General features: G+C 71.2%; 2 protein-coding genes and 1 pseudogene. 1 reads left to right on the forward strand and 2 read right to left on the reverse strand.

Going from position 1 to position 8,832, the window contains the following annotated elements; translation table 11 throughout:
• Both QH276_RS27960 and QH276_RS27965 read right to left on the reverse strand, forming a co-directional pair.
• A partial coding sequence (locus QH276_RS27960) for a type I polyketide synthase (RefSeq protein WP_280406952.1) occupies positions 1–5,254 on the reverse strand: 5,254 nt, incomplete at its 3' end.
• A 460-nt stretch (positions 5,255–5,714) separates the two neighbouring features.
• Positions 5,715–8,231, reverse strand: coding sequence for an FtsX-like permease family protein (locus tag QH276_RS27965; RefSeq protein ID WP_280397664.1), 2,517 nt, complete (start codon positions 8,229–8,231; stop codon positions 5,715–5,717).
• Positions 8,232–8,362: 131 nt separating this feature from the next.
• Here QH276_RS27965 and QH276_RS27970 point away from each other — a divergent pair.
• Positions 8,363–8,832: pseudogene (locus QH276_RS27970) on the forward strand (AraC family transcriptional regulator); the annotation flags it as partial.

The raw sequence follows: 8,832 nt of genomic DNA on the forward strand, positions 1-8,832 counted from the left end.
CCACCCCGCCCGTAACCGCCCACCCCCACCCCACGACCGCGATGGGCTGGGCTGATCCGGCCCGCGCCCGTCCCGGCGCCCGCGGCGGCGGCGGCGGCGTGCCCTCCCGCTGTGCGGCCACCGCGGCCGCGAGGGCCGCGGGTGACGGATGATCGAAAATCGCGGTCACCGGAAACGAGACGCCGGTGGCCCGGCGCACTCGGTTACGGACCTCGAGCGCGGTCAGCGAATCGAACCCCAGATCCCGGAAATTCCGGCCGGTGTCGACGGCTTCGGGCCCGTCGTACCCGAGCGCCGCCGCGACCTCCGCGGCCACCACCTCGAGTACCGCTGTCCGCCGGGCGGACGCCCCGAGCCCGGCGAAACGGCCACCACCGGGCGCGGGGGCGATACCAGCGGGCACCGCGGGACGGCCGACGGGGGCGAGGGTGTTCCAGATGGGCGCGGTACGGCCCGCACGGGCCCGCGCCCGCACGGCATCCATGTCGAGTCGCACGGCGACGACATCGGGCCGGTCCACGCGGAGCGCCTCGTCGAACATCGCCGTACCCGCGCCGGCGGACAACGAGGCGAAACCGAGCCGGCCGAGCCTGGAGGTGTCCACCGTGGCCGTCATGCCGCGGTCGATGTCCCAGGGGCCCCAGGCGATCGAGGTGGCGGGCAGACCGCTCGCGCGCCGATACCGCGCCAATCCGTCCAGAAACGCGTTGGCTGCCGCGTAATTCGCCTGGCCGGGCGCTCCGGCGACCCCGGCGACCGACGAGAACAGCACGAACAACCGGAGGTTCCGGCCCTCGGTGAGTTCGTGCAGATGCCATGCCCCGTCCACCTTGGGCCGCAGCACCCGCCGCAGATCGCCGGGCGTGAGCGTATCCGTCACTCCGTCGGCCAAGACTCCCGCGGCGTGGATCACCCCGGCGAGCGGCGCGTCGTCCGGTATCGCGTCCAGCAGCGCGGCGACCGATCCGCGGTCGGCGACATCGCAGGCGGCGATGGTCACGGTCGCGCCCAGACCCGACAATTCGGTCGCGAGGTCGTCCGCACCCGGTGCCGCACGACCGCGGCGGCCGACCAGCAACAGATGACGAACGCCGTGGTGCCGCACCAGATGTCGGGCCAGCACCGCACCGAGTCCACCGGCGCCACCCGTGATCAGAACGGTTCCGGCGGCCGGCGCGGGCGACAGCACGGCCGGCGCATCGCAGGGCACCAGTCGAGGCACGTACGCGATGCCGTTGCGGACGGCCAATTGCGGTTCCCGCACACCGGCGGCCACGCTCACGAGCTCGGCGCCATCGGCGTGGTTGTCGGCGTCGACGACGACCACCCGGCCCGGCTCCTCGGCCTGGACGGAGCGAAGCAGACCCCATATCGCCGGCCCGGCGAGATGGACGGGATCGGTCTCGCCGACCGAGACCGCCCCGCGGGTACACACCACCAAGGTGTTCCCGCCGAACTTCTCGTCCCGGAGAAACCGCTGCACGCCATCCAGCACGGTGCGCACGGATTCGTGCACCGCGCCGACGACGTCGTTCTCGGCGCCCGCCGCCCGTAGATCCCACACCAGATGACCCGGCCCCCCGCCGTCGTCCACGCCGTCCCACTCCACGAACGGCACGACCGCACCGGCAACCGGCGTGGCGTGCCATGCCAGCTGCCGGAGCGGCACCGGCGTGGTGACCTGCCCGGCGATGTCCGGGATTTCGCGTGCCGTCAGCGCACCCACCGACAGCACCGGCCGACCGTGCGGATCGGCGATGTCGAGGACGAGCCCACCCCGCGGCCGGGGCACGATCCGCGCGCGGACCGCGGTCGCACCCGAGGCGTGCAGGCAGACGTTCTCCCAGAGGAACGGCAGCAGGACCGGCGCGCCGGACTCGCGGGTGAGCAGATGAGCATGCAGTACCGCGTCCAGCAGGGCCGGATGCAACCCGAACCCCGCGGCGGACACCGCATCGGGCAGCGCTGCCTCGGCATACAGTTCGGCACCGCGCCGCCACAGCCCGGTCAAGCCGCGGAACGCCCTCCCGTAGCGGTAGCCCGCGGCCTCCAGATGTTCGTAACAGTCGGTCAGGTCGACCGGGACCGCATCCGACGGCGGCCACTCCGACTCATACGGCGCACCAGAGCTATTCGATACCAGAACGCCTTCGGCGTGTAGCTGCCGGTCCGCGTCGTCCGCGCGCACCGGCGAATAGATCGACACCGGACGGCGCCCCATCTCATCGGCCGCGCCGACATGCACCTCCACGACGGTTCCCGCGCCGGAGACCGGCAACGGCGCGGCCAGCGACAATTCCCGCACCACGGGGCATCCGACCTCGTCACCGGCCCGGATGGCCAGTTCCACGAACACCGAACCGGCGACCACCACGCGGTCCCCGATCCGGTGATCGGCCAGCCACGGCTGCTCGTCCGGGGACAGCCGGCGCAGCAGCACGACGCCACCGGAATCCGGCACCGGCACGATGGTCGTGTCCGAAGGCCCGTCCGCTGCGGACGATCCTACCGGCGCGGCCGTATCCGGTACCGCGTCGGCCTCGACCCAGAAATTCCGGTGCGCGAACGCATATGCCGGCAGCGGCACATAGCGGGCCGGTCGCCCGGCCGCCGGCGCACGCCACTGCACCTCCGCACCGTCGGCGTACAGGGCGGCCACCGCCCCGACCAGGGCACGAACCTCGTCACGTCCCTTGCGCAGCAGCGCCACCGACACCGTATCCGCGATATCGAGGGTCTCGCGCACCAATTCGGCCAGTCCGCCATCCGGGCCCAGTACCACGAACCGGACAGCACCCGCGTCCGCCAGGGCGCGCACCCCGTCGGCGAACCGGACCGGCTCGCGAATTTGCCGGACCCAGTACCGCGGATCCATCAGCTCCGTCCCGGTGAGCGACCCGGAGACGGTGCTGGCCACCGTAACAGCCGGTTTCCGGTACTCGATCGCCCGGGCCACGGACGCGAACTCGTCGAGTATCGGTTCCACCGACGCCGAATGGAAAGCGTGGGAGACCGCCAGCCGGTCCACCCGGCAGCCGTGCTCGCGGAACATCGCGGCCACCTCCTCCACCGCGTCCGCCGACCCCGACAGCACGACCGACTCGGGCCCGTTGATCGCCGCGAGTTCCACCCCCGGGACGAGCGCCGACCGCACCTCCGTCGCACGCGCGTGGACCGCCACCATCACGCCCCCGGCAGGCAGCCCCGCCAGCAACCGGCCGCGGGCCGCGACCAAACGCGCGGCCTCGTCGAGGGTGAAAACGCCGGCCACATGTGCGGCCGCGAGTTCTCCGATCGAGTGTCCGATCACGAAATCCGCCCGTACGCCGCAGGATTCGAGCAGCCGGTACAGCGCCACCCCCACCGCGAACAGCGCCGGCTGCGCACCGTCGGTGCGATCCAGCGCCGCGGCGTCGTGCCACATGATCCGCGACAGCGGCGGCGTCCCGGCCTGTTCCAGCGCGACGGACACCGCGTCGAATGCTTCGGCGAAGGCCGGATACGCCGTGTGCAGATCGCGCGCCATCCCGGTGAACTGGGCACCCTGCCCCGGAAATACGAAGGCCGTTTTTCCCGGCCGCGCCGCACCGCTGATCACCGAGCGCGCCGGCCGGTTCTCCGCGAGGGCGGCGAGTCCGGCCGTCAGCTCGTCCCGGTCGGCGCCCACCACCACCGCGGTGTGTTCCAGCTGTGAGCGACCGGCGAGCGACCACGCCACATCCGACTCCGAGGTATCCGGGCGCGACCGCAGCCAGTTCGCCAGGCGGGCCGCCTGGCGTCCCGGACCGGCCGCATCGCGGGCCGAGATCACCCACGGTACAACCGGTGCACCATTCCCGCCGTGCTCGATCACATCCTGCGGCAGTGGACCCTGCTCGACGATCACATGCGCGTTGGTCCCGCTGATACCGAAGGAGGACACCGCCGCGCGCCGCGGCCGGCCGTCGGTCTCCCACGGCCGCGCCGCCGCGGCGAGTTCCAGCGCGCCCGCCGACCAGTCCACGCGCGGGTTGGCCGCATCGATATGCAGGGAGCGGGGCACCCGGCCATCCCGCATGGCCACGATCATCTTCAGCACGCCCGCCACGCCGGCGGCCGCCTGGGTGTGCCCGATATTCGATTTCAGCGACCCCACCGTGACCGGCCGGCCGGGTTCCCGGTCCTGCCCGTAGGTGGCGAGCAATGCGTGGGCCTCGATCGGATCACCGAGCCGGGTGCCGGTGCCGTGGGCCTCCACCACATCGATATCGCGCGCGGACAGGCCCGCGGCCGCCAAGGCTTCCCGGATCACCCGCTGTTGCGAAATACCGTTCGGTGCGGTGAGCCCGTTGCTCGCGCCGTCATGGTTGATCGCACTGCCACGAATCACCGCCCAGATGGTGCGGCCGTTGCGCTGCGCGTCCGACAACCGTTCCAGCAGCAGCATTCCCGCGCCTTCGGCCCATCCGACACCGTCGGCGGCGGCGGCGAACGATTTGCACCGGCCGTCGGCGGCCAGGCCGCGCTGGCGCGAGAAATACAGGAACATGGCGGGCGTCGCCATGATCGTCGCACCCCCGGCCAGTGCGAGATCGCATTCCCGCGACCTCAGCGACCGGCTCGCCTCGTGCAGTGCCACCAGCGACGACGAACACGCGGTGTCGATGGACAGCGCGGGCCCGTGCAGTCCCAGGTGATAGGCGATCCGGCCGGACGCGACGCTGAGTGTGCTCCCGGTCAGCCAGTGCCCCTCGATCCGCGGCCACTGCGCGCCGCCCAGCAGGCGGGCCGAGTAGTCGTTGGCCGTGGCGCCGGCGAACACTCCGGTCCGGCTGCCCCGCAGCGACAACGGGTCGATATCGGCGTATTCGACGGCTTCCCATGCGGTTTCCAGCAACACCCGCTGCTGCGGATCCATGGCCAGCGCCTCGCGCGGGGATATTCCGAAGAACTCGGCATCGAACCCGGCGGCATCGGCGAGGAAGCCACCGCGGCAGGAGTACGTCCGTCCCGGCGCGTCCGGGTCGGAATCGTGGAGAGCGACCTCGTCCCAGCCTCGATCCGGTGGGAAGGAGGTGATCGCATCGCGTTCCTCGTGGAGCAGATCGCTCAGTTCATCCGGGGTGGTGACGCCGCCCGGGAGGCGGCACGCCATCCCGACCACCGCGATCGGTTCGGACTGTTCCGCCCGCAGCCGATGGACCTCGTCGCGTGCCTCACGCGCCTCCGCGAGCGTTCTGCGCAGGTAGGTCCTGAGCTTGTCCTCGTTCGACAATCCGCATTCCACCGATCGGTCACACAGGTGTTCGACGATGCCGCATCAGGAATGCCGGAACACTCCCCGGCGGGAACCCCTATCGGATCGCCAGTGCTCTACGCACAGGCACTGACCCGAATACGGTGTCGAACACGCAATACTCGCTCCGCGACGGCATCAGGCGAATTCCGGGGAAGAACCCCGGATCCACCGGCCGTCGGCAGCCGGGAACCCGAATCCGCCGTGCTGCGAAACAGCACAGGCGCGACAGCAGACCCGGCGCCGCGCAAATCCAGGCTCCCTTCCCGCACCGCGACACAACGCGGGCCATCATATCCGTAACTCAGAGTTTGTGGTTCCAGTCACGCGAAACAGGCGGTCCGGGGCGGTTTCTCACCCGCGACCCCGCGGCCCGACCGGCCCGCACCAGCGGAAAACCACTGCCACCTGCCGCGACCTCGCCGCGTGGACGCCCGGATCAGTCGACCGCCAAGGCCTCGACCACCGGCATCCGAGCCGCCCGCAACGCCGGGGGAATCGCTCCCAGCATCGCCAGAACCAGCCCGGCCACCCCATAACCCACGAGCATCGGACTCGGTTCATAGCTGATATCTATCGACATCGCATGCCCGATCGCCAGCGCGCCCAAGTACTGGATCACGGCGCCGCCCAGCAGTCCACCGGCCGCACCGATCATGCCGATCCCGGCCGCCTCGGCCAGCACCGAGCGCAGCAGGAACCGGCGGCTCACGCCCATCGCCCGGAACACACCGATTTCCCGGCGCCGATCCAGCACCGACAGCATGAGGGTATTGAGCAGGGCGATCGCGGCGACCAGCATGACGATCCACAACGTATTCGTGGCCAGCGCCGTCCCCTGACGCAGACTGCCGGAGGTCAGGGCGACGGCCTCCGCACCGGAATCGATGTGCAGATTGCCCGGTACCACCCGGCGCAGCGCGGCACCGACCGCCGCCGGATCGGCACCATCGGCCACATCGATCGCCAGCATGGTCTCCCCCGGCCGCTCATACCATTCGCGCAGGCGTGGCAAATCCATCATGACGGTCCCCGCTACCGCGGCGAAGTACGGGATCACCTGAACGATCCGGACCTCGTGCCGGCCGGTCGGCGTGGGCAGCGTGAGCGTATCGCCCTCGGACACCCCGAGGGCGCGCGCGATATCGCGGGACACGACCACCCCCTCGCCCGACACGAGTGCCCGGGCCGCCTCCGGCGTCATCGCCGTGTTGATCCGGCCGGGATCGGCAGGCGCACCGGCCGCGGGCGGCGGAAACCCCTGCAGCATCACCCGCAGCGAACCTACGTTCGCGAAGGCCAGCTGCGCCGGGTTGACGGCCGCCACGCCCGGCACCGCCGCGACCTGCTTCGCCAACCCGTCCGGGAGCAACGGGCCGACCGGAAACTGGTCCATGGACGCGGGTGTCACGAAAAAATCCGCCGCGGACAGATGCTCGAAACTCTGCGCCGCCGAATCAACCACCAGTCGCGTGGCGCTACCGGTCGACACCACCGCCGTGACCCCGATCAGCACCGTCATCGCGGTGGCCCACACCCGGCGCGGCGCACGTTCGAGGCTGGTCGCGGCCAGCGCACCCGGCGCACCGAAGCAGCGGGCGATGGCCGCGGCGGCCCGCACGATATGCGCCGATGCGGCGAACCACAGCACGATCACCGCACCGAATGCCAGCGATATCGATGCCAGCGACAACAAGCCCAGATCGGCCCGTGCCACAGCGATCGAGGCGACCGCCAGCACCACCCCCAGTGCCGCCGCCGCGCACCGCACGGCGGGCCGGACCGTCTCGGACGTGGCGACCTCCACCGGCGTCAGCGCTTCGATCGGCTGCACCCGGTATATCCCCCGCGCCGCGAAGGCGGCCGACACCACACTGGCCAGCACACAGAGTCCGACCGCAACCGGAATCGCGTACACGGGTACCAGATATTCGGTCCGCGCTTCGATGGATTGCACGATGGCGGCCGGCAGCGCTCCGATCGCGATCCGGCCCGCGACCACGCCGATTCCCGCGCCGACGAGGCCTCCGCACACCCCCACCGATACCGCCTCGGCCAGCACACCCCGCACCATCGGCCCCCGCCGGCCGCCCATCGCCCGCAGCATCGACAGCGTCGGCCGCCGCTGGGCGATCGCCATCGCCATCACGTTGTAGACGAGGAACGCCGCCACCGCCAGGGCCGCCACGGCAGCCATCAGGCTCGCGTACCGGATGAGCACCACGGCGCCACCGGATTGCGCGCTCCGGAAGCCGGGTTCCGCGACCACGGCTCGTCCGTCCACCACCTGGGTCAGCGTCGTCCGCAGCCGGCCGACATCACTTCCGGGTTCCGCGATGATCTGCACCGAATTCACCTGCCCGGGCCGGTCGCTCAGCGCCTGCGCAGTCGCCAGCGTCGTCGCGATGAGGTGGCCGTCGTTCAGTGCACCCGCGCCGTCACCATCCAGAACTCCGGCGACGGTGGCCTTTCCGCTACCCAGCGCGACGGTATCGCCCTCCTGAAACCCCATGGCCGCGCCGGTGAGCACCCCGTTGGGCACGGTCAGCAGTTTTCCGGCCCGGGCTCCGAACGATTCGGTGAGCGAGCTGCCCAGCTCCGCGATCCGCGCATCCGAGCCGACCAGCAACGCCCGGTCCGCGTTCGCCCCGATTGGTACCCGCAGCATCGGGACCGCGACCCGCACCCCCGGCACGGACTCGATCTCCGGCACCAGATCCTGTCCGAATCCCGCGTCGGTTATTCCACTGACCTCGAGCACGGCGTCACCGTCGAGTCCCTCGACGAGCTTGTCCATCGACCCGGTAAGCGACCCGGAGATGCTGAACACCGCCACCAGCATCGAGGCCGACACCCCCAGCACGGTCAGCGACATCGTCGTCCGCACGGGATGCGCCAGCAGCTCACCGAGGTTGAACAACCGGAAGCGATCCCACACCGCACTGACTCGTCTCACACCACCACATCCCGACCGGCTGTCCAGCTCGCCCAACTGTATCGGTCCGCCGCGGATCATCGGTGCCGATCGAGCCACGCAGCCCGGCGCCGTCACCGTTCTCCAGGCGCTCGGTCTGGCCTAATATCCGGATGGTGGGACTGCTGTTCGAGACGCGGGCGTCGGATTCGCCGTGGGTCGAGTCCGTCTGGACCTGTCGCAGCGAGCGCGTCTCGGAGATGACGTCGGTCGCGTCCGAGACCTGGGGGCTGGTGTTCTGGGAGCAGGAGGGGCGCCGGTACGCAGCGATCAGCGGCCCGGAGAGCCGCACCGGTACCGCGCCGGTGCCGGAGGGCGCGGGGTTCGTCGGAATCCAGTTCGCGGTCGGGACGTCGCTGCGCGCGACGGCGACATCGGCCCTGGTGGACGGCGGGATCGTCCTGCCCGGGGTGACCGGCCGGACCTTCTGGCTCGATGGTGCCCACCGGGAGACACCACGCCCGGACGATGCCGAGGCACTCGTCGACCGGCTCGTTCGCGAGGGAGTCGTGGTGCGCGCCCCCGTGGTGGCGGCGGCCCGACGGGGGGCACCGCCGGGCGGGGGCGCGCGGGCGCGCGCACG

Source organism: Nocardia carnea (genome assembly GCF_029869215.1).
Taxonomy (GTDB): Bacteria; Actinomycetota; Actinomycetes; order Mycobacteriales; family Mycobacteriaceae; genus Nocardia; species Nocardia carnea_B.